General features: G+C 53.8%; 18 protein-coding genes. 11 read left to right on the forward strand and 7 right to left on the reverse strand.

Annotated elements, in window-relative coordinates; translation table 11 throughout:
* Window positions 1-57 precede the first annotated feature (57 nt).
* From yqgB to speB, 3 genes are all read left to right on the forward strand, one after another.
* A complete protein-coding gene (yqgB, locus tag GUC46_RS03980) occupies window positions 58-189 on the forward strand; it encodes an acid stress response protein YqgB (RefSeq protein ID WP_003027062.1) in 132 nt (43 codons plus the stop codon).
* Between the two features lie 8 nt (window positions 190-197).
* Window positions 198-2,174, forward strand: a complete 1,977-nt coding sequence (gene speA, locus GUC46_RS03985; RefSeq protein WP_003027059.1) for a biosynthetic arginine decarboxylase — start codon at window positions 198-200, stop codon at window positions 2,172-2,174.
* Window positions 2,175-2,411: 237 nt separating this feature from the next.
* Complete coding sequence (speB, locus tag GUC46_RS03990; protein ID WP_003027056.1) at window positions 2,412-3,332, forward strand: agmatinase; 921 nt, start codon at window positions 2,412-2,414, stop codon at window positions 3,330-3,332.
* A gap of 196 nt (window positions 3,333-3,528) precedes the next feature.
* Here speB and GUC46_RS03995 read toward each other — a convergent pair whose 3' ends face one another.
* Window positions 3,529-4,287, reverse strand: a complete 759-nt coding sequence (locus tag GUC46_RS03995) for a M48 family metallopeptidase (RefSeq protein WP_003027053.1) — start codon at window positions 4,285-4,287, stop codon at window positions 3,529-3,531.
* Between the two features lie 279 nt (window positions 4,288-4,566).
* On the opposite strand from GUC46_RS03995, the gene tkt reads away from it, so the two are divergent.
* Window positions 4,567-6,558: a transketolase gene (tkt, locus tag GUC46_RS04000; protein ID WP_003027049.1), complete on the forward strand. Its 1,992-nt coding sequence runs from the start codon at window positions 4,567-4,569 to the stop codon at window positions 6,556-6,558.
* Window positions 6,559-6,617: 59 nt separating this feature from the next.
* Here tkt and GUC46_RS04005 read toward each other — a convergent pair whose 3' ends face one another.
* From GUC46_RS04005 to GUC46_RS04025, 5 genes are read right to left on the reverse strand one after another with little or no spacing between them, the layout of a single operon-like run.
* Window positions 6,618-7,268: an ABC transporter ATP-binding protein gene (locus GUC46_RS04005; protein ID WP_130715135.1), complete on the reverse strand. Its 651-nt coding sequence runs from the start codon at window positions 7,266-7,268 to the stop codon at window positions 6,618-6,620.
* Entirely contained in the window at window positions 7,262-7,939 is a 678-nt protein-coding gene (locus GUC46_RS04010) for an ABC transporter ATP-binding protein (RefSeq protein WP_032950047.1), read from the reverse strand. Before GUC46_RS04010 ends, GUC46_RS04005 begins: the two co-directional genes overlap by 7 nt.
* On the reverse strand, window positions 7,927-8,634 hold the full coding sequence (locus GUC46_RS04015) for an energy-coupling factor transporter transmembrane component T (RefSeq protein WP_061547623.1): 708 nt from the start codon (window positions 8,632-8,634) through the stop codon (window positions 7,927-7,929). The genes GUC46_RS04010 and GUC46_RS04015 overlap by 13 nt, the downstream gene beginning before the upstream one ends.
* The gene (locus GUC46_RS04020) at window positions 8,635-9,213 is read right to left on the reverse strand and encodes an ECF transporter S component (RefSeq protein WP_003027040.1); all 579 of its coding nucleotides are present in this window, start codon (window positions 9,211-9,213) and stop codon (window positions 8,635-8,637) included.
* A 24-nt stretch (window positions 9,214-9,237) separates the two neighbouring features.
* Entirely contained in the window at window positions 9,238-9,663 is a 426-nt protein-coding gene (locus GUC46_RS04025) for a PPC domain-containing DNA-binding protein (protein WP_003027037.1), read from the reverse strand.
* Between the two features lie 374 nt (window positions 9,664-10,037).
* Between GUC46_RS04025 and epd the strand changes: the two genes are divergently transcribed.
* The 7 genes from epd (at window position 10,038) to GUC46_RS04060 (ending at window position 17,135) form a co-directional block, all read left to right on the forward strand.
* Window positions 10,038-11,066: an erythrose-4-phosphate dehydrogenase gene (gene epd, locus GUC46_RS04030; RefSeq protein WP_003027035.1), complete on the forward strand. Its 1,029-nt coding sequence runs from the start codon at window positions 10,038-10,040 to the stop codon at window positions 11,064-11,066.
* Window positions 11,067-11,105: 39 nt separating this feature from the next.
* Window positions 11,106-12,269, forward strand: a complete 1,164-nt coding sequence (gene pgk / locus GUC46_RS04035; RefSeq protein WP_003027032.1) for a phosphoglycerate kinase — start codon at window positions 11,106-11,108, stop codon at window positions 12,267-12,269.
* An 88-nt stretch (window positions 12,270-12,357) separates the two neighbouring features.
* Window positions 12,358-13,437: a class II fructose-bisphosphate aldolase gene (fbaA, locus tag GUC46_RS04040; protein WP_003027029.1), complete on the forward strand. Its 1,080-nt coding sequence runs from the start codon at window positions 12,358-12,360 to the stop codon at window positions 13,435-13,437.
* Between the two features lie 191 nt (window positions 13,438-13,628).
* Window positions 13,629-14,489, forward strand: coding sequence for a small-conductance mechanosensitive channel MscS (locus GUC46_RS04045; RefSeq protein WP_003027007.1), 861 nt, complete (start codon window positions 13,629-13,631; stop codon window positions 14,487-14,489).
* 150 nt (window positions 14,490-14,639) lie between these two features.
* Window positions 14,640-15,275 (forward strand): arginine exporter ArgO, encoded by a 636-nt coding sequence (gene argO / locus GUC46_RS04050; RefSeq protein ID WP_003027005.1) that lies wholly within the window; start codon window positions 14,640-14,642, stop codon window positions 15,273-15,275.
* Window positions 15,276-15,368: 93 nt separating this feature from the next.
* Window positions 15,369-16,115, forward strand: coding sequence for an oxidative stress defense protein (locus tag GUC46_RS04055; RefSeq protein ID WP_003027002.1), 747 nt, complete (start codon window positions 15,369-15,371; stop codon window positions 16,113-16,115).
* 123 nt (window positions 16,116-16,238) lie between these two features.
* Window positions 16,239-17,135 (forward strand): LysR family transcriptional regulator, encoded by an 897-nt coding sequence (locus GUC46_RS04060; protein ID WP_003026999.1) that lies wholly within the window; start codon window positions 16,239-16,241, stop codon window positions 17,133-17,135.
* On the opposite strand, the gene GUC46_RS04065 is transcribed toward GUC46_RS04060, so the two are convergent.
* Window positions 17,132-18,598, reverse strand: coding sequence for an acetyl-CoA hydrolase/transferase family protein (locus GUC46_RS04065; RefSeq protein WP_016150958.1), 1,467 nt, complete (start codon window positions 18,596-18,598; stop codon window positions 17,132-17,134). The genes GUC46_RS04060 and GUC46_RS04065 overlap by 4 nt on opposite strands.
* Window positions 18,599-18,621: the final 23 nt, after the last annotated feature.

Genomic DNA, 18,621 nt, shown 5'->3' on the forward strand with positions numbered 1-18,621 from the left:
TTTCTCGTGGTTTCGCCGAACCGTCAGCATTAAGTTCGGTTACGTGTTTACATTGATATGAAAAAGAAACCGGTCGCACAGTCGGAGCGTCAGCACTATCTGCTGCAAATTCTGCCTGTATTTGGGTTGTTATCGCGTCTTCGGATTGCGATAGTAGTCAACTGTTTTACACTTGTTAATAAAATTTGAGGTTCGCTATGTCTGACGACATTTCTTTGGGTTCGCCTTCGTCAGCAGGCGAACACGGTGTACTACGCTCCATGCAGGAGGTTGCAATGAGTTCCCAGGAAGCCAGCAAGATGCTGCGTACTTACAATATTGCCTGGTGGGGTAATAACTACTACGACGTCAATGAACTGGGCCACATCAGCGTGTGCCCGGATCCGGACGTACCCGAAGCGCGCGTTGACCTTGCTGAGTTGGTGAAAGCCCGTGAAGCGCAGGGCCAGCGTCTGCCTGCATTGTTCTGCTTCCCGCAGATCCTGCAACATCGTTTGCGTTCGATTAACGCCGCGTTTAAACGCGCCCGTGAATCCTACGGCTACAACGGTGACTATTTCCTCGTTTACCCGATCAAGGTCAACCAGCATCGTCGCGTGATTGAATCGCTGATCCACTCCGGCGAACCGCTGGGGCTGGAAGCTGGTTCCAAAGCTGAATTGATGGCCGTTCTGGCCCATGCCGGAATGACCCGTAGCGTGATCGTGTGTAACGGTTATAAAGACCGCGAATATATCCGTCTGGCGCTGATTGGCGAGAAGATGGGCCATAAGGTCTATCTGGTCATCGAGAAAATGTCTGAAATCGCTATCGTGCTGGATGAAGCTGAACGCCTGAATGTCGTTCCGCGTCTGGGCGTGCGTGCGCGTCTGGCGTCGCAGGGCTCTGGCAAGTGGCAGTCCTCCGGCGGTGAAAAATCAAAATTCGGCCTGGCGGCAAACCAGGTGCTGCAACTGGTAGAAATTCTGCGCGAGCGTGGTCGTCTGGACAGCATCCAGTTGCTGCACTTCCATCTCGGCTCCCAAATGGCGAACATTCGTGATATCGCCACCGGCGTACGTGAGTCGGCGCGTTTCTACGTTGAGCTGCACAAGCTTGGCGTTAATATCCAGTGCTTCGACGTGGGCGGTGGTCTGGGCGTAGATTACGAAGGTACCCGTTCGCAGTCTGACTGTTCCGTAAACTACGGTTTGAACGAATACGCCAACAACATCATCTGGGCTATTGGCGACGCCTGTGAAGAACACGGTCTGCCGCATCCGACGGTAATCACCGAGTCTGGCCGCGCGGTAACCGCGCACCATACCGTGCTGGTATCTAACATTATCGGCGTTGAGCGTAGTGAACACACCGAAGCTACACCTCCGGCTGACGATGCGCCACGTGCCCTGCAAAGCATGTGGGAAACCTGGCAAGAGATGCATGAACCGGGAACCCGTCGTTCGCTGCGTGAATGGCTGCACGACAGCCAGATGGATCTGCACGATATTCACGTTGGGTACTCTTCAGGCACCTTTAGCCTGCAGGAGCGTGCGTGGGCAGAGCAGCTGTATCTGAACATGTGCCATGAAGTGCAGAAACAACTCGACCCGAGCAACCGTGCGCACCGTCCGATTATCGACGAGCTGCAGGAGCGTATGGCGGATAAGATTTACGTCAACTTCTCACTGTTCCAGTCGATGCCGGATGCGTGGGGGATCGATCAGCTGTTCCCGGTAATGCCGCTGGAAGGGTTGAATCAGGTGCCTGAACGCCGTGCGGTGCTGTTGGATATCACCTGCGACTCTGATGGTGCTATCGACCACTACGTTGACGGTGATGGCATTGCGACCACCATGCCGATGCCGGAATATGACCCTGAGAACCCGCCGATGCTGGGCTTCTTTATGGTGGGTGCGTACCAGGAGATCCTCGGCAACATGCACAACCTGTTTGGTGATACCGAAGCGGTTGACGTGTTCGTCTTCCCTGACGGCAGCGTAGAAGTTGAGCTGTCCGACGAAGGGGATACCGTGGCGGATATGCTGCAATACGTGCAGCTGGATCCGAACACCCTGCTGACGCAGTTCCGTGACCAGGTGAAAAACACCGATCTGGACGCTGAGCTGCAACAGCAGTTCCTCGAAGAGTTTGAAGCCGGTCTGTACGGTTATACTTATCTGGAAGATGAGTAACGATAAATGCCTGGTGGCGCTGCGCTTACCGTTCCTACGAAAGTAGGCCGGATAAGGCGAAGCCGCCATCCGGCAGTCGGAATCCGCGGGGGCAGCATTTGTGGCACTCACTTGAATCCGTACAAAATAACGGCGATAATTTGCCGTAAATATGCAGTTACCAAATCAATCCCTTCCTCGTCGGGCTTAACGACGCGGAGGGGATTTTTTTTCATCGATTTTTAAAGAGGTCAGTACATGAGCACCTTAGGTCATCAATACGACAACTCCCTGGTTTCTAACGCCTTTGGTTTTTTACGTCTGCCGATGAACTTCATGCCGTACGACAGCGACGCCGACTGGGTGATCACCGGTGTACCGTTTGATATGGCAACGTCTGGTCGTGCGGGCGGGCGTCATGGTCCGGCGGCAATCCGTCAGGTGTCCACCAACCTGGCCTGGGAGCACAACCGATTCCCGTGGAACTTCGATATGCGCGAGCGCCTGAACGTGGTGGACTGCGGCGATCTGGTTTATGCGTTCGGGGATGCGCGTGAAATGAGTGAAAAACTGCAGGCGCATGCTGAGAAGCTGCTGTCTGCCGGTAAGCGCATGCTCTCCTTTGGCGGCGACCACTTCGTCACGCTACCGCTGCTGCGCGCACACGCTAAACACTTTGGTAAAATGGCGCTGGTGCACTTTGATGCTCATACCGACACCTACGCGAACGGCTGCGAATTCGACCACGGTACCATGTTCTACACTGCGCCGAACGAAGGTCTGATCGATCCGAATCACTCTGTGCAGATCGGTATTCGTACCGAGTTTGACAAAGACAACGGCTTTACCGTACTGGATGCGTGCCAGGTTAACGACCGCAGCGTTGATGACATTATCGCTCAGGTTAAGCAGATTGTCGGTGATATGCCGGTATACCTGACTTTTGATATCGACTGTCTGGATCCGGCGTTTGCACCCGGAACCGGTACGCCAGTGATCGGCGGTCTGACTTCCGATCGTGCTATTAAACTGGTACGTGGTCTGAAAGATCTGAACATCGTCGGGATGGATGTTGTTGAAGTGGCTCCGGCCTACGATCAGTCAGAGATCACCGCACTGGCGGCGGCAACGTTAGCATTAGAAATGCTCTATATCCAGGCGGCGAAAAAAGGCGAGTAACGGTTTCGGGCTATTTTACTCGCCATTTTGAACCCGGGCAGTGCTCGCCATCCTCACGTACTACGTGTACGCTCCGGTGGCTGTGCGCTGTCCGGTCTCAAACTGGCTTCGCCAATAACGCCCGATCGCTGGACTAAATTTGTAATTCTGTAGGCCGGATAAGGCGTTCACGCCGCCATCCGGCACTGTTCGAAGATTATTTGATCCCGTCTGCGCTCATGCGATCGCGAATATGTTGCGCACGTTCTGCGGATGCCGGATGATCGTCAAACATTGAGCTTTGACGTCCTGCTTCCAGTTTTGCCAGTTTCTCAAAACTGGTGGCTAAGCCAGCCGGGTTGATCCCACGTTTGCGCAACAGATCATACGAGTAATCATCCGCCTCGGATTCCTGACGCTGGGAGAACTGCGAGTTCACCAGTTTCTCGCCAAGATCGCCCAATTGCGATTGCGACAGGCTGCCGACAATCCCGCCAGCGGAAGCCGCAGCTGCGCGCACGGCGTTCGTACCCAGCGCAACCTGCATCCCTTTTTTCACGTGACCCAGCGCAACGTGACCCATTTCGTGGCCGATCACCGCTTCGACTTCGTTGTCGGTCATCATATCCATCAGGCCGCTGTATACGCGGATACAGCCGTTCGCCATGGCAAAGGCATTTACATCTTTCGCCATATAGACTTTGTAGTTCACCGGCTGGCCGTTAATGTTATCGCCAAGCGCGGCGGCGATTTTGCCAAGACGCGTTGCATACTCGCTGCCAGCCGGGGCGATGGTAGCTTTGCTGTCCATATCCTTACAGGCCTGATCGCTCAGCGCTTTTACCTGCGCATCGCTCAGACTGTAGGCCTGAAAAGCCTCTGCGCCTGAGGAAAGCAGTCCGTTTGAGTCCATGTTCTGGCAGCCGGTCAATGCCGCCGCCATGCTCGTAGCAAGCAGTAAAGCGCGAATTTTCATTTTTTCTCTTCCGCACAAAGTCAGGATTATTCTAAAAAATGCGTCGTTTGCAGGTGAACCGACGCTCGGCATAAGTATAAAGAAAAGAACAATAAGCGGGCGAGAAGATTGCGCAACTTGCGCGCATGATCCAGAGATTTCTGAAGCGGTAAAAGGATGCTCCATGTACATGACACGCGGCTTGGGTTACATTGTTGGCACTTTTTTCCGGCGTAGCCCAAAACGCGCTGTCGTCAAGTCGTTTAGGGCGTGGCCTTCATTATCCGATCTGGAGTCAAAATGTCCTCACGTAAAGAGCTTGCCAATGCTATTCGTGCGCTGAGCATGGACGCAGTACAGAAAGCCAAATCCGGTCACCCGGGTGCCCCGATGGGTATGGCTGACATTGCCGAAGTCCTGTGGCGTGATTTCCTGAACCACAACCCGACTAACCCGTCCTGGGCTGACCGTGACCGTTTCGTACTGTCTAACGGCCACGGTTCAATGCTGATTTACAGCCTGCTGCACCTCACCGGCTATGATCTGCCGATGTCCGAGCTGCAGAACTTCCGTCAGCTGCACTCCAAAACGCCGGGTCACCCGGAAGTGGGTTACACCGCGGGTGTTGAAACCACGACCGGTCCTTTGGGTCAGGGCATTGCGAATGCAGTGGGTATGGCTATCGCTGAAAAAACGCTGGCGGCGCAGTTTAACCGTCCTGGTCACGACATCGTTGACCACTTCACCTATGCTTTCATGGGCGACGGCTGCATGATGGAAGGTATCTCTCACGAGGTATGTTCCCTGGCCGGTACGCTGAAACTGGGTAAACTGGTTGCGTTCTACGATGACAACGGCATCTCTATCGATGGCCACGTTGAAGGCTGGTTCACCGATGACACCGCGAAGCGTTTCGAAGCTTACGGCTGGCACGTGATTCGTGGTGTAGATGGTCACGATGCTGACGCGATTAAACGCGCTGTTGAAGAAGCACGCGCAGTGACCGACAAACCGTCCCTGCTGATGTGCAAAACCATCATCGGTTTCGGTTCTCCGAACAAAGCCGGTACCCACGACTCTCACGGTGCACCGCTGGGCGATGCAGAAATCGCACTGACCCGTGAACAGCTGGGCTGGAAATACGCGCCGTTCGAAATCCCGTCTGAAATCTACGCGCAGTGGGATGCGAAAGAAGCCGGCCAGGCAAAAGAAGCCGCATGGAACGAGAAGTTCGCTGCTTATGCCAAAGCTTTCCCGCAGGAAGCTGCTGAATTCACCCGTCGTATGAAAGGTGAAATGCCGTCTGACTTCGACGCAAAAGCCAACGAGTTCATTGCTAAGCTGCAGGCTAACCCGGCGAAAATCGCCAGCCGTAAAGCGTCTCAGAACGCGATTGAAGCCTTCGGTCCTCTGCTGCCTGAATTCCTCGGCGGCTCTGCTGACCTGGCACCGTCTAACCTGACTCTGTGGTCTGGTTCTAAGGCCATCAACGAAGATACTGCCGGTAACTACATCCATTACGGTGTACGTGAATTCGGTATGACCGCGATTGCCAACGGTATTTCCCTGCATGGTGGTTTCCTGCCGTACACCTCCACCTTCCTGATGTTCGTGGAATATGCCCGTAACGCGGTGCGTATGGCTGCGCTGATGAAACAGCGTCAGGTGATGGTCTATACTCACGACTCCATCGGTCTGGGTGAAGATGGTCCGACTCACCAGCCGGTAGAGCAGGTTGCTTCTCTGCGTGTGACCCCGAACATGAGCACATGGCGTCCGTGTGACCAGGTTGAATCCGCAGTAGCATGGAAATACGGTGTTGAGCGTCAGGACGGCCCGACCGCGCTGATCCTCTCCCGTCAGAACCTGGCACAGCAGGAACGTACTGCAGAGCAACTGGCGAACATCGCTCGCGGTGGCTACGTGCTGAAAGATTGCGCGGGTCAGCCGGAGTTGATCTTCATCGCCACCGGTTCTGAAGTTGAACTTGCCGTGGCTGCCTGGGACAAACTGACCGCTGAAGGCGTGAAAGCGCGCGTGGTTTCCATGCCGTCTACTGATGCATTCGACAAGCAGGATGCGGCTTACCGTGAATCCGTACTGCCGAAAGCCGTCTCTGCTCGCGTCGCTATCGAAGCTGGCATTGCTGACTACTGGTTCAAGTACGTGGGCCTGAACGGCGCTATTGTTGGTATGACTACCTTTGGTGAGTCTGCACCGGCGGAACTGCTGTTTGAAGAATTCGGCTTCACCGTAGACAACGTGGTCGCGAAAGCAAAAGAACTGCTGTAATTTCGATTACAGGTGAAAACGGGTCGCTCAGGCGGCCCGTTTTTTGCTTCTCAGGGTAGTTACGTGCGTAGCTGACCTGCTTCAAGACGTACTATGCGCGAAAAATGGCGCTGCGTAAATGCAGCGTCATGACTGATCGCTACAATGCTGGCGCCACGCGTACGACACACTGCCAGCCAGTTTTCGAAGACGCCAAGCCAGTGCGCATCAAAGTCCCGACTGGGCTCATCCAGCAGTAGAATAGCGGGTTTGAGGGCTTCCAGACTGGCGACGGCAACCATACGTCGTTGTGCAGTATGCAGATCGAGCGGGTGCGCGTCGGCGACATCCTCTAACTGACATAATTGCAGCGCCGCCATCGTGCGTTGCGCAATTTCAGTCGCCGGAAGCTTCTGTAGCCGTAATCCGAAGGCAACTTCCTCTGCAACCTTGCTGTGAAAGATTTGATTCTCCGCTTCCTGAAACAGTACGCCGAGCACCCTGGCGCGCTCCCGGTTTTTCAGTTGCGCAATAGCACGATTTTGAACGGTTATTGTGCCGGATGAGGGCGTCAGTAGCCCGGCCATGATGCGCAAAAGTGTGGATTTTCCTGCGCCATTATCGCCCGTTAGCGCCAGCCATTCCCCCTCCTGGAGTTCCAGCGAAATATTGCGTAAACAGTCATCGGCGGCGTTCGGCCAGCGATAGCTGACCTGGTTTAGCGTTAGCATAGTGATGACAATGCTCCGTCGCGCAGCTGCCATGCCTGCTGGCAGTAGCTGAGAAAAGGTGAAGGGTTGCGTTCGAAAAATATCACCAAAGCATGCTGTTCCTGTGCCCACTGTTGCAGTCGCGCCAGCAGCATTGCCGTGGCTTGCGCCGTCAGGCGACTGAACGCTTCATCCAGAATCAATATTTTCGGCTGCATGGCGAGTGCGCTGGCAATGACTACCCGCTGGGTTTCCCCACCGGAAAGGGTGCCGGGATGACGATGGCGCAGAGGCTGACATTCTGTCAGCGTAAGGGCGGCATCTATGCGCTGCATAATTTCAGTCTCGGCAAGGCAGAGATTTTCCGGGCCAAACGCCACTTCTTCCTCCACGCTGAAAGTACAACCTGAAAGCTGCAGGTAAGGTGACTGCTGCACAAGCTGGATGGTACTCGACTGCTCGACCAGCGATAGTTGCCCGATGGGATTACCCAGTAGCGTACCTGTGCCCTCAATTTCTCCCGGAAGGAAGTCGGGGTACCAGCCAGCCATCAGCTGTGCCAGCGTACTTTTCCCGCTGCCGTTCTCACCAAAAATAGCCACCATACCAGGCCTGGCGTAATGGAAATCGTAACAGGCGGATGGCCGCATAGCGTGCGTCGGAATATAGCGAAACTGCTCTAACGTAACCATATCCAGATTCCTGTCTCAACTGCCATCAGAACCACCATACCGTAGCGGGCCAGACGTTGTAAGGTGCTGTCTGGCGGCGCCCATAGCGTGGTGCGAGTGCGATGCAGGCGAAATCCCCGCATATCGAGCGCTGCACCGCGAACGGCCAAGTCATTGAGCGCGTTATGGGTGAGCGGCACAATCAATGCCGGCATAGCGCGTAAACGTTGGTACCAGGACTCATCCAGCGGTACGCCGCGTGCGCGCTGAGCCTCGTGAATAATCGCCAATTGGCGTTTGAGTTGTTCAACCACCAGCAGCGGGCCTGCGAACAGATAGGCAACGCCTGGCGGCAGGCGAGAAGCAAACAGGGCGCGCATAAAGCGCGCAACCGGCACGTACTGCATCCACATCTGCGATGTCGACACAATGGCCAGGATCCGCAGCCAGAGCGTAACGGCATCGCCCCAGCGTTCTGGTGTGCGCGGCTGCCCGCTAATCCACTCGGTAAGCCATCCGCCGTGTACCAGCCATAGCCCCAGTCCTAAGGGGATCATCAGCCAGAGTACGTATTTCGCCCGCGACCGCGTAGCCTTCATACATAGCAAACCGACAAACGTCGCGGCGCTGTACAAGCTGAGCGGCACTCCGGCTGGCAGCAGGAGCGTGGAGCAGGCGGCAAGCGCCCACAGAGTTAACGACGTAAACGGATGCATTTAGCGCACGGCAGACATCGTAGGGAAATGGCGCGTGGTGCGCAGCGGAAGTTGTCGCAGCAGCACCCAGACGATGATTGCCGTGAGGATTTTATCGACCAGATTCGCTCCGATGACGGTGATGGCGACGGACTCAACCAGGTTCTGACCGACCGAGTGCATCCAGGCGACAAAAAGATCGGCGCCGCTGCCGGTGACACCCCCGAACAGAGTCGTGCGAATCGGCACGGCAACGAGGGTCACGGCAAGCGTGATAATTACGCCGCTGACCACGACTTTGGGTAAGGTGCGAAACCATCCCGCCCGTGCCAGCCAACCGGCGACCAGTCCAATAACCATGGCGACGGGCGCAAAGGCGGCGGCGATCGGATCGGTCAGCAACCCCCACAACAGGTTAGTGAGTAATCCGGTTAGCATCCCCACAACCGGACCTAACAGCACCGCGCTGATCAACGTGCCAATCGAGTCGAGAAAAATAGGTAATTTCAACATGCTGATAAGCTGCCCACCGACCATGTTGATGGCGATAGCAATGACAATAAGAACCAGAGACTGGCTGGAAAATTGGCGACGCGCCATAAAAGACCTCGTATAAGTGAATCGTTAGCGGGATGAAATAACCAGTTCGTCATAACCGGAAACGGCGCAGGGCTGACGGCTGAATGCCAGAGACGTCAACTCGCCAATCACCAGTTCCAGCGTGGTTCGCACGGTACAGCCCGGCATCATGTGTCCGCCAAGCATCGCGCCGTGTGGGTCAGCAACCGCCAGATGAAGATGCTCGCCGGTAAGTTCCAGCGTGCCGTTCAGAGAGATAATTTCCCACGTACCCGTAAGTAATGTGGTTTCTTCACGTCCGGCGAAGCGCAGAGCAATGTTGGTCAAACTGCCGGTGCAACCCGCTATCCAGGCTGCCTGTAGTTGATGCTGCTGGATAAAAGCGTGTAGCGCTGAAAAGACTTCCTGGCCCGGTAATAAACGCAGCGCATGAAAGCGAGCTTCAGATGGTTGGGGATAGAATGTTGCCATAGTTGAGGGACTCCGAGACTCGGACGTTGCGCTGATAATATAGACGCGGGTTAGGGAGCTTTCTGATATAAATCAGGATTTGTGACATGGCAACGAAATAATCTTGCTACGGTTATTCGTAATTCTGGAATATGGAATAAAAGTCGCGTTGAAGGACGTTAAAATGTGACGTAAGTCAGATAACTGTGTTCTGTTGCTGGACAATCATTCCTTTTATTCCGCGTTTCGCTTATTCTAGCTGAAGCGTTTCAGTCGATTAAATGTTCGACAATTAACCAATTAGTCGCAGTTTGCGACAGGTAAGGTTTCCCTGAGCGATTTGCTGCATTACTCTGTCTGCCACATCGTTTCTGAGAAATCCTTGCAGGAGACCTATGACCGTACGCGTAGCGATTAATGGTTTCGGTCGCATCGGACGCAACGTGGTTCGTGCTTTGTATGAATCCGGGCGTCGGGCGGAAATCACCGTGGTGGCAATCAACGAACTGGCGGATGCTGCAGGCATGGCGCATTTGTTGAAATATGACACCAGCCATGGGCGTTTTGCCTGGGATGTTCGTCAGGAACGAGACCAGCTCATCGTTGGCGATGACGCGATCCGCATTCTGCATGAGCGAACGCTCGATGCGCTTCCGTGGCGCGAGCTGGGTGTCGACGTTGTGCTGGATTGTACGGGGGTCTTTGGCAGTCGCGAACACGGCGAGGCGCATATTGCCGCCGGCGCAAAGAAAGTGCTCTTTTCACATCCTGGTAGTCACGACATCGACGCAACCGTTGTGTTTGGCGTTAATCAGGATCAGTTGCGCGCTGAGCACCGGATCGTTTCCAATGCCTCCTGCACCACGAATTGCATAATACCCGTCATTAAATTGCTGGATGATGCTTACGGCATTGAGTCTGGTACCGTCACCACGATCCACTCCGCGATGCACGATCAGCAGGTTATTGATGCTTATCATCCTGACCTGCGTCGCACGCGAGCGGCCAGCCAGTCGATCATTCCGGTTGATACCAAACTGGCGGCGGGCATCACGCGAATTTTCCCGCAGTTTAACGATCGTTTTGAAGCGATAGCGGTGCGTGTACCGACCATAAATGTGACGGCGATCGATTTAAGCGTGACGGTGAAAAAACCAGTAAAAGCCAGTGAAGTCAACCAGTTGCTGCAAAAAGCAGCACAAGGTGCATTTCATGGTATAGTTGACTATACGGAATTACCGTTGGTCTCAGTAGATTTTAACCACGACCCGCACAGCGCCATCGTTGATGGTACGCAAACGCGCGTGAGTGGCGCTCACCTGATCAAAACGCTGGTCTGGTGTGATAATGAATGGGGCTTTGCTAACCGTATGCTCGACACGACGTTAGCGATGGCTGCTATTGGTTTCAGGCTCGACGCTTGAGCGTCGACAAAACTTTATGAATCAACGAGAGGATTCACCATGTCTGTAATTAAGATGACCGATCTGGATCTGGCTGGTAAACGCGTTTTTATCCGTGCGGACCTGAACGTACCAGTTAAAGAAGGGAAAGTAACCAGCGATGCGCGTATCCGTGCTTCCCTGCCAACCATCGAACTGGCCCTGAAACAGGGTGCTAAAGTGATGGTAACTTCCCACCTGGGTCGTCCTACCGAAGGCGAGTACAACGAAGAATTCTCTCTGCTGCCGGTTGTTAACTACCTGAAAGACAAACTGTCTGCTCCGGTTCGCCTGGTAAAAGATTACCTGGACGGCGTTGAAGTCGCTGCTGGTGAACTGGTTGTTCTGGAAAACGTTCGCTTCAACAAAGGCGAGAAGAAAGACGACGAAGCGCTGTCCAAAAAATATGCTGCTCTGTGCGACGTATTCGTTATGGACGCTTTCGGTACTGCTCACCGTGCGCAGGCGTCTACTCACGGTATCGGTAAATTCGCCGATGTCGCTTGCGCAGGTCCGCTGCTCGCTGCCGAGCTGGATGCACTGGGTAAAGCACTGAAAGAACCTGCTCGTCCGATGGTTGCTATCGTTGGTGGTTCTAAAGTTTCTACCAAACTGACCGTTCTTGATTCTCTGTCAAAAATCGCTGACCAGCTGATTGTTGGCGGTGGTATCGCGAACACCTTCGTTGCTGCTCAAGGTCACAACGTGGGTAAATCCCTGTACGAAGCTGACCTGGTTGACGAAGCTAAGCGTCTGCTGACCACTTGCGACATCCCGGTTCCGACCGACGTTCGCGTAGCGACTGAATTCTCTGAAACCGCACCGGCTACCCTGAAATCCGTTAGCGATGTAAAAGAAGACGAGCAGATCCTGGATATCGGCGACGCTTCTGCACAGCAACTGGCTGACATCCTGAAGAATGCGAAAACCATTCTGTGGAACGGCCCGGTTGGCGTGTTCGAATTCCCGAACTTCCGCAAAGGTACTGAAATCGTTGCTAATGCCATCGCAGACAGCGAAGCATTCTCTATCGCAGGCGGCGGTGACACCCTGGCAGCAATCGACCTGTTCGGCATTGCTGACAAAATCTCCTACATCTCTACTGGCGGCGGCGCGTTCCTCGAATTCGTGGAAGGCAAAGTACTGCCAGCAGTAGCCATGCTCGAAGAGCGTGCTAAAAAGTAAGAATTTAATGGGCAGGGAAACCTGCCCTTATTTTAGCGCGCTTTAGGGCGCGCGCCCTTTCCAAGGCCGAAGATACAGGACTCGTAAAATGTCTAAAATTTTTGATTTCGTAAAACCAGGCGTAATCACTGGTGATGACGTACAGAAAGTTTTCCAGGTAGCTAAAGAAAACAACTTTGCTCTGCCAGCTGTTAACTGCGTGGGTACCGACTCCATCAACGCCGTTTTGGAAACTGCTGCAAAAGTTAAGGCGCCGGTAATCGTACAATTCTCCAACGGTGGTGCTTCTTTCATCGCTGGTAAAGGCGTGAAGTCCGACGTTCCTCAGGGCGCTGCAATCCTGGGTGCTATCTCTGGCGCGCATCACGTTCACCAGATGGCTGAACACTACGGTGTTCCGGTTATCCTGCACACTGACCACTGCGCGAAGAAACTGCTGCCGTGGATCGACGGTCTGCTGGACGCGGGCGAAAAACACTTCGCAGCAACCGGCAAACCGCTGTTCTCTTCTCACATGATCGACCTGTCTGAAGAGTCTCTGGAAGAGAACATCGAAATCTGCTCCAAATACCTGGCGCGCATGTCCAAAATGGGCATGACTCTGGAAATCGAACTGGGTTGCACCGGTGGCGAAGAAGACGGTGTGGACAACAGCCACATGGACGCTTCTGCACTGTACACCCAGCCGGAAGACGTTGATTACGCATATACCGAGCTGAGCAAAATCAGCCCGCGTTTCACCATCGCAGCTTCCTTCGGTAACGTACACGGCGTTTACAAGCCGGGTAACGTCGTTCTGACCCCGACCATCCTGCGCGACTCTCAGGACTATGTTTCTAAGAAACATAACCTGCCGCACAACAGCCTGAACTTCGTCTTCCACGGTGGTTCCGGTTCTACTGCTCAGGAAATCAAAGACTCCGTAAGCTACGGCGTAGTGAAAATGAACATCGACACCGATACCCAATGGGCTACCTGGGAAGGCGTTCTGAACTACTACAAAGCAAACGAAGCTTACCTGCAGGGCCAGTTGGGTAACCCGAAAGGCGAAGATCAGCCGAACAAGAAATACTACGATCCGCGCGTATGGCTGCGTGCTGGTCAGGCAACCATGATCACCCGTCTGGAACAGGCTTTCAAAGAACTGAACGCGGTTGACGTTCTGTAATTTACGCAGTTCCACGTGACATGAGGCCCGCAAATGCGGGCCTTTTTTATTGCTATGTCAACGTTCTGCTGGCAGAGAATTCTGTGATCTGTTTGGCAAAATCCAGGTTTATTGTTTACCCTTGTCAGGTTGCCAGTCCCGTTAGGGCGGCTTTATTTCTCCCGTTTGGGTAAGCAAAAAAGGAATATTGAATGGAAGATTTGAATGTTGTCGACAGCATAAACGGTGCGGGCACCTGGCTGGTGCGCAACCAGGAACTGCTGTTGAGCTATGCCGTCAACATCGTTGCGGCCATCGCGATTGTCATTATCGGTATGATCGTGGCGCGCATTGTATCAAATACCGTTAACCGCCTGATGCTGGCGCGTAAAATTGATGCCACTGTTGCCGACTTCCTCTCTGCACTGGTGCGTTACGGTATTATCGCTTTTACGCTGATTGCCGCTCTGGGCCGCGTTGGGGTGCAAACAGCCTCCGTGATCGCCGTTCTCGGTGCCGCAGGTTTAGCCGTCGGTCTGGCGCTGCAAGGTTCGCTGTCCAACCTCGCCGCAGGTGTCCTGCTGGTAATGTTCCGTCCGTTCCGTGCGGGTGAGTATGTCGATCTCGGCGGCGTAGCGGGAACCGTGCTCAACGTGCAGATTTTCTCCACCACCATGCGTACCGTTGACGGTAAGATTGTAGTGATCCCGAACGGTAAAATTATTGCCGGGAACATCATTAACTTCTCTCGTGAGCCGGTTCGTCGTAACGAATTTATTATCGGCGTGGCTTACGACTCCGATATCGATCAGGTGAAAAAAATCCTCACTGATATCATTCAGTCGGAAGATCGCATTCTTAAAGACCGTGAAATGACGGTACGCCTGAATGAGCTGGGGGCTTCCTCAATTAATTTTGTGGTACGCGTCTGGAGCAACAGCAGCGATCTGCAAAGCGTCTACTGGGATGTGCTGGAACGCATTAAGCGCGAGTTCGATGCCAACGGCATCAGCTTCCCGTATCCGCAGATGGATGTGAACTTCAAGCGTGTGAAAGAGCGCGCGGCAGAGTAATTACGCGCCCGGAGGCGCTATCGCTTTCCGGGCCGATAAAAACTTTCTTTCCATTAATTTCCCTAATCTACGATTAAAATTATCCATTTCCGCTAATGTTTTCCCCGCGCTATAGTCTGCTCCTAAGAGAAACAGTTCGGGATGATTAACGTGTTATCGTATTACTTTCAAGGGCTTGCACTTGGTGCGGCCATGATTCTTCCGCTTGGTCCGCAAAACGCCTTCGTGATGAACCAGGGCATTCGCCGCCAGTATCACATCATGATTGCTTTACTCTGTGCTATCAGCGATTTAGTGCTGATTTGTGCGGGGATCTTTGGCGGTAGCGCCTTGCTGATGCAGTCACCATGGCTGATGGCGCTGGTCACCTGGGGTGGGGTGGCTTTTTTACTCTGGTACGGTTTCGGGGCGTTAAAAACGGCGATGAGCAGTAATCTGGAACTGGCCAGTGCCGAGGTGATGAAGCAGGGGCGCTGGAAAATCATCGCCACCATGCTGGCGGTGACATGGCTCAATCCCCATGTTTACCTGGATACCTTTGTGGTGCTGGGGAGTCTGGGGGGGCAACTGGACGTTGAGCCGAAGCGCTGGTTTGCGCTGGGAACCGTCAGCGCTTCGTTCCTGTGGTTTTTCGGTCTGGCATTGCTGGCGGCCTGGCTGGCTCCGCGTCTGCGCACTGCTAAAGCGCAGCGCATAATCAATACGCTGGTAGGATTAGTGATGTGGTTTATTGCTTTTCAACTGGCAAAAGAAGGTGTTGCGCACGTTCATGCGTTGTTCAACTAAGTGTTGTCTGATGGACAACGCAGCGAGATCGTCTAAGCTTGCCTGCATGTGCCCTGAGTTTCGGGGTAATTATTGAAACATGGAGGAACGACCGTGAAGTTCAAAATAATGGCCCTGGCGGCATTAGTCGGATTCAGCGCACTATCGGTACAGGCAAATGAGCTGCCAAATGGACCGCACATCGTGACTTCCGGAACAGCAAGCGTGGATGCGACACCAGACATCGCTACGCTGGCAATTGAAGTGAACGTTGCTGCCAAGGATGCGGCTTCAGCGAAGAAGCAGGCCGATGAGCGCGTGGCGCAATATCTGTCCTTCCTTGAACAGAACCAGATAGCGAAGAAAGACATTAGCGCGGCCAACCTGCGTACCCAGCCGGATTACGACTACCAGAACGGTAAAAGTATCCTCAAAGGGTATCGTGCGGTGCGCACCGTTGAAGTCACGCTGCGTCAGCTGGACAAACTTAACGCTCTGCTCGATGGCGCGCTGAAGGCTGGTCTGAATGAGATCCGTTCGGTATCGCTTGGTGTTGCCCAACCGGATGCTTACAAAGATAAAGCGCGTAAAGCGGCAATTGATGATGCTATTCATCAGGCAGAACAACTGGCTGCGGGCTTCAATAGCAAACTTGGCCCGGTGTACAGCGTGCGCTACCACGTTTCCAATTATCAGCCTAGCCCGATGGTACGGATGATGAAAGCAGATGCCGCACCTGCTGCTTCTGCTCAGGAAACCTACGAACAGCCGGTTATTCAGTTTGACGATCAGGTTGATGTCGTCTTCCAGATTGAGCCGACGGCGGGGCAACCAGCCGCAACGCCAGCCAAAACTCAGTAATTGTTGCAGACCCGGCTTTCCAGCCGGGTTTTTTCTGTGAGCAACTGTAAAAATGAGACTTCACATCCGGTCTTTTTTTTCGCCGTAATGAGGATAGGCCATAGCGATTTTTAAGGGGACGCTATGGATATTTTTATCTCGAAAAAGATGCGTAATTTCATTCTGCTGGCGCAAACCAATAACATCGCCAGAGCGGCAGAAAAAATACATATGACCGCATCGCCCTTCGGTAAAAGCATTGCTGCACTGGAAGATCAAATCGGCTATACGCTGTTTACCCGCAAAGATAACAACATCAGCCTGAATAAAGCAGGACAAGAGCTGTATCAGAAGCTGTTTCCCGTTTATCAGCGCCTCTCTGCCATTGATAACGAAATCCATAACGCCTCTCGCCGCTCGCGGGAAATTGTTATCGGCATCGACAATACCTACCCAACGATTATTTTTGACCAGTTGATTAGCCTTGGTGACAAGTATGACGGTGTGACGGCTCAGGCCGTTGAATTCAGCGAGAATGGGGTGATTGATAACCTGTTCGATCGCAAACTGGATTTTATTATCTCGCCGCAGCACGTTTCCCCCCGCGTGCAGGAGCTGGAAAATCTGGCGATCAGCGAACTGCCTCCGCTGCGTCTGGGGTTTCTCGTTTCCCGGCGCTATGAAGAAAAACAGCCGCAGGATCTGCTGCGCGAGCTGCCCTGGCTGCAAATGCGCTTCCAGAATCGCGCCAACTTTGAGGCGATGCTGGATGCATACATGCGACCCTGCGGGATCAACCCGACGATTATCTATCGTCCGTACAGCTTTATGGCCAAGATTAGCGCGGTGGAGCGCGGGCAGTTTTTGACGGTGATCCCTCACTTCGCCTGGCGGCTGGTGAACCCGTCGACGCTGAAATATTTCGACGCGCCCGGCAGTCCCATGTATATGCAGGAGTTTCTCTATTCGCTGAAAAATCATCGCTATACCGCCACCATGCTCCAGCATATTGCTGAAGATCGTGACGGTAGTGCAAGTTAACCTAGCATCGAGCCTGTTTCGAGAAGGTTGCGATGCAGATCGAACGCATGGCTGAGATCGTGATGGATATGCCCGCCGGGCGCTTTCTCCAGATAGCGGTGCAAGTAATCTCTGTAAAGCGGATGCGCACAGTTATTGATAATTGTGTGCGCCCGCTGCATCGGAGATAACCCACGCAGATCGGCAATCCCTTGTTCGGTCACGATCACTTTAACGCTATGTTCGCTGTGGTCGACATGGCTGCACATCGGTACGATGGTTGAGATTTTCCCGCCTTTGGCAATCGACGGCGCCATAAAGATAGACAGGTAGGCGTTGCGCTCGAAATCTCCGCTGCCGCCGATGCCGTTCATCAGGTTCACCCCCGCAACGTGCGTGGAATTGGCATGACCGTAGATATCAAACTCCAGACCGACGTTGAGCGCAATAACCCCCAGCCGACGAATGATTTCCGGGTTATTGGAGATCTCCTGCGGGCGCAACACAATCCGGCTGGCGAAGAAGTCCATGTTGTCGTAAATCTTCTGTAGCGACGGGGCTGAAATGGTCAGGCTGGAGGCGCTGGCACCGGTTATCTTGCCCGTTTCCAGCAGATGCACCACCGACTCCTGCAACACCTCCGAATACATCATAAAGGGCGGGATATCCGGGTTCTCGCCCAGTCGAGCCATTACCGCGTTGTTGATATTGCCCACCCCGCTTTGTAAGGGCAGAAACTCAGCTGGAATGCGTTTGTGCGCCATTTCTGCCAGCAGAAAAGAGACTACGTTATCGGCAATTTGTTGGCTGACCGGATTGGTTTTATCCGATGCATTTCCTGCATCGGGCAGTTCGGTATCCACCACCGCAACCACCTTTTTGGGGTCTATCTGTACGCACTGACTGCCTACGCGATCCATGGTATGAAAAATGGGTACGCTGTTACGCCGCGGCGGCGCACCGGGTATCACGATGTCGGCAAACTCCGCCACACGCGGATTATGGTAATGATTCAATTCAATGATCACTTTTTTCGCCCGCAGCAGCCAGGTGGGGGCATTACCGATACCGCTGGACAGCCAAATCCGGCCATCCGGCGCGATGGCTGAGGCTTCAATGACGGCAACATCGATCTCGCCAAAAAAGCCGTAATTAACCATTTGCGCCACTTCGCTCAAATGGAGATCGACAAACCTCACCTGGCCCTGATTAATTTTGTCGCGCAGGCCCGATGACGTTTGATAAGGCGCACGCCAGGAAACGGCATCCGCCGCGGATAGTACGTCATCAGCGGCGGCGCCAATTGATGCTCCGGTCAGCAGGCGGATCTGAAAAGGCTGTCCGTTCTGATGCTGTTCGCAGGCACGTTGGGCAATTGCGGTGGGTAACGCTTTTGGCGAACCCGCGGGGGTAAAGCCGCTAAACGCCACCATATCATCGTGCTGGATAATTTCTGCCGCCTGTTCGGCGCTCATCCGTTTCATGGCCGTCTCCTTCCTCAGACGTG

It is taken from the genome of Citrobacter sp. LUTT5 (genome assembly GCF_009905315.1).
GTDB lineage: Bacteria > Pseudomonadota > Gammaproteobacteria > Enterobacterales > Enterobacteriaceae > Citrobacter > Citrobacter freundii.

What these genes read in the sequence shown, in the direction of transcription:
- pgk (WP_003027032.1), top strand. Translation starts at nt 11,106, where the DNA reads ATGTCTGTAATTAAGATGACCGATCTGGATCTGGCTGGTAAACGCGTT.
- tkt (WP_003027049.1), top strand. Translation starts at nt 4,567, where the DNA reads ATGTCCTCACGTAAAGAGCTTGCCAATGCTATTCGTGCGCTGAGCATG.
- GUC46_RS04010 (WP_032950047.1), bottom strand. Translation starts at nt 7,939, where the DNA reads ATGGTTACGTTAGAGCAGTTTCGCTATATTCCGACGCACGCTATGCGG.
- GUC46_RS04020 (WP_003027040.1), bottom strand. Translation starts at nt 9,213, where the DNA reads ATGGCGCGTCGCCAATTTTCCAGCCAGTCTCTGGTTCTTATTGTCATT.
- GUC46_RS04060 (WP_003026999.1), top strand. Translation starts at nt 16,239, where the DNA reads ATGGATATTTTTATCTCGAAAAAGATGCGTAATTTCATTCTGCTGGCG.
- GUC46_RS03995 (WP_003027053.1), bottom strand. Translation starts at nt 4,287, where the DNA reads ATGAAAATTCGCGCTTTACTGCTTGCTACGAGCATGGCGGCGGCATTG.
- speA (WP_003027059.1), top strand. Translation starts at nt 198, where the DNA reads ATGTCTGACGACATTTCTTTGGGTTCGCCTTCGTCAGCAGGCGAACAC.
- speB (WP_003027056.1), top strand. Translation starts at nt 2,412, where the DNA reads ATGAGCACCTTAGGTCATCAATACGACAACTCCCTGGTTTCTAACGCC.
- GUC46_RS04015 (WP_061547623.1), bottom strand. Translation starts at nt 8,634, where the DNA reads ATGCATCCGTTTACGTCGTTAACTCTGTGGGCGCTTGCCGCCTGCTCC.
- epd (WP_003027035.1), top strand. Translation starts at nt 10,038, where the DNA reads ATGACCGTACGCGTAGCGATTAATGGTTTCGGTCGCATCGGACGCAAC.
- fbaA (WP_003027029.1), top strand. Translation starts at nt 12,358, where the DNA reads ATGTCTAAAATTTTTGATTTCGTAAAACCAGGCGTAATCACTGGTGAT.
- yqgB (WP_003027062.1), top strand. Translation starts at nt 58, where the DNA reads ATGAAAAAGAAACCGGTCGCACAGTCGGAGCGTCAGCACTATCTGCTG.
- GUC46_RS04005 (WP_130715135.1), bottom strand. Translation starts at nt 7,268, where the DNA reads ATGCTAACGCTAAACCAGGTCAGCTATCGCTGGCCGAACGCCGCCGAT.
- GUC46_RS04045 (WP_003027007.1), top strand. Translation starts at nt 13,629, where the DNA reads ATGGAAGATTTGAATGTTGTCGACAGCATAAACGGTGCGGGCACCTGG.
- GUC46_RS04065 (WP_016150958.1), bottom strand. Translation starts at nt 18,598, where the DNA reads ATGAAACGGATGAGCGCCGAACAGGCGGCAGAAATTATCCAGCACGAT.
- GUC46_RS04025 (WP_003027037.1), bottom strand. Translation starts at nt 9,663, where the DNA reads ATGGCAACATTCTATCCCCAACCATCTGAAGCTCGCTTTCATGCGCTG.